Origin of the sequence: Geminicoccus harenae (genome assembly GCF_019800005.1) — a bacterium.
In the GTDB taxonomy this organism is placed as follows: domain Bacteria; phylum Pseudomonadota; class Alphaproteobacteria; order Geminicoccales; family Geminicoccaceae; genus Geminicoccus; species Geminicoccus harenae.
In genome coordinates this window covers 1-2,148 of record NZ_JABGCL010000115.1, presented here as the reverse complement: position 1 = coordinate 2,148, position 2,148 = coordinate 1, and the positions used below count along the sequence as shown (strand labels likewise).

General features: G+C 64.6%; 3 protein-coding genes and 1 pseudogene. All 4 read right to left on the bottom strand.

The annotated features are described in order from the left end of the window. Window positions 1–212 (bottom strand): annotated as a pseudogene (locus HLA95_RS27060) (alpha/beta fold hydrolase); the annotation flags it as partial. 267 nt (window positions 213–479) lie between these two features. Continuing rightward, window positions 480–1,166: a YsnF/AvaK domain-containing protein gene (locus tag HLA95_RS27055; protein WP_222185089.1), complete on the bottom strand. Its 687-nt coding sequence runs from the start codon at window positions 1,164–1,166 to the stop codon at window positions 480–482. A 58-nt stretch (window positions 1,167–1,224) separates the two neighbouring features. After that, complete coding sequence (locus HLA95_RS27050; protein WP_191062477.1) at window positions 1,225–1,641, bottom strand: YsnF/AvaK domain-containing protein; 417 nt, start codon at window positions 1,639–1,641, stop codon at window positions 1,225–1,227. A gap of 87 nt (window positions 1,642–1,728) precedes the next feature. Continuing rightward, the coding region (locus HLA95_RS27045; RefSeq protein WP_222185087.1) for a hypothetical protein at window positions 1,729–2,148 on the bottom strand (420 nt) is incomplete at its 5' end.

Genomic DNA, 2,148 nt, shown 5'->3' with positions numbered 1-2,148 from the left:
CGCTCGAGATAGTGGAGCCGGACACCGTCGACGTCGATGAAGCGCCCGGCGGGTGGGTGCTGCCGCTCGACCTGGCGGGACCGGTAGATGTTGTAGAGAGCAGCCATAGCCAGTGCGGCCGCCGAGGCCGCAAGGATCTTGCCGGTTCGAGACCCTCCCAGGGTGCGCCCGATCAGGCCGAGGCGCGCGGCAGGTGGAGTCTTGGAGAGCAAATCTTGATCCTTATCCACTGGAGTGCAGGAGACGCTACGTCTTGTGCGCTGCAACATGCCTGAACCGCCAACGCTGCCGGCTAGTCAAAGTTCCGCTCGGCTTTTGGCGAGCGGGCCTTCTTGTTGGCCATCCCGCATCGTTTCCTGTAGGGAATCTTCGATCATGGCGGTACCAGCCGAGCCAGCCCTGGACCGGTTCACGATCAGGCAAAGAAAAGCCCGGCACCGATGGTGCCGGGCTTCCTGCAAACGTGCCGTGCCGGAATGTCAGTGCTTCTTGGCGGTTCCTGGCCTGATCTTCTCGACCTCGACGTCGGTGTGCCGGACCGTGTCCTGCACCTTTTCCTGGCGCTCCTCGATTCGTTTGTTGAGGGTGACCTCCTCGGTCACGTAGGCTTCCTTGGCGACCTCGACCTCTTCGGTCGTGCCCAGCATCTCGACGGTCTTCCCCGCAAAGGCGACCTCGGCTTCCTCGGGCTTCAATTTGCGCTCGGTCGGCTGGCGCTCGACCTCAACCTGCTCCTCGCGCAGGGTGACGGTCTTTTCGACCGGCTGCTCGCTCACGCTGGTGGTGGCGCGTACCCCGCCGGTCATGCCCTTGCTCTTGCCGACCGAAAGCTCCTCCCTGACCTCCGTCAGAGTCGTCTCCTCCGTGAGATCGGCGGCCTCCTCGTCCTCCGCTGCCTCATAGCGTTCGAAGATGGCGGCGGCCTTGGCCACCTTGTCCTCGGCGACAGCCGCGGCCACCACGGTCTTACCGTTGTGCACGGCCTTGGCGTAGCCGCTGGCGTCGCTCTTGCCGAAGCCGAGCTCGACGATCTCGGCGACAAGGTCGTCCTGGTCGCCTTTCAGGATCTGGACATCCCGGCTCTTGAAGCCGGCCTTGGTGAGCTCATCGATGAGCTTTTGCGCGATCTTGGGGGTCTCGATCGTGCCAATGACGGTCGTAGGCATCTGCGACATCCTTGATGATGGGCTACCGCTCCAGGGGCGGAACGGCGGCAAATATTGGTCAGTCCGGGGCTTTTCCGGTCGCTGGATCCAGGTCCTCGACGACCAGTTCCTCACGCCGGAGCGTGACATGCTGCGGCACGCGCTGCGTCGTCTGCCGCTTGGTCAGCCGGACTTCTTCGATCGCCCGCAGGCGCTTTTCCACCACGACCACCTCTTCGTGCAGGGTGATGACCGTGGTCGCACCTTCCTGCCGGACCGGCACGGGCTCCTCCACCCACCGATCCAGCGCCACCCGCTCCACCTCGGCCTGCTCGCTGTGGAGCAGCGCGTCGATGAGCTCTTCGTCCTCCCGGACCAGAGTGCGTACGCGCACGCCGCTGGTCAGGTTCTTCCGCTTGCGGATGACCGCCCGCTCCTCGACCACCTGCAGGGTCTCGGCCGGGCCATCGCCGGGCTGATGGGCTACCTGAGCCACTGGATCTCTCTTTCGGCACGGGGGGCCAGCTGATCGCAGCGCTGGATGAGGATGACCTTGCGCCTGACGGCGTCAGGCGCGCCATGATCACTGGCGGGAGAGCGGCGACAGGTCCAACTGCGCCCTGGTCATCGCCGAGAACATGGTCGTCTGGGCCGTCTCAAGATAGCGCCGGGCGAACTGCGCTGAGCGTTCCATGCTGGCACGCAGGAAGTCCGCCTGGATCTGCGCAGCTTCGCTCAAGTTGAACGTGCCGGTCAGCTTGGTGAAGACCTCGAGATTGTGTTGAGCCTGCTCGCTCAACAGCTGCGAAAGCGCCTGCCCGAATTCCTTTGTATCCTGCGCCATTGGGCCAGCCACCGCACGCCCGGTCTCGAGTGTCGCCGCGGTGCTCTTCTGCATTTCTGTCACGGCGCTGCGTGCGACGTCCTGGGTTGTGGCGACCCCCATGCCGACTGCGTCTCCCGTCTGGTCCGTCATGCGCTGGCTGAGTTCGGCAACGTTGTC

Excerpts from the sequence above, each read along its gene's own strand:
- HLA95_RS27055 (WP_222185089.1), bottom strand. The coding sequence starts at position 1,166 with ATGCCTACGACCGTCATTGGCACGATCGAGACCCCCAAGATCGCGCAA.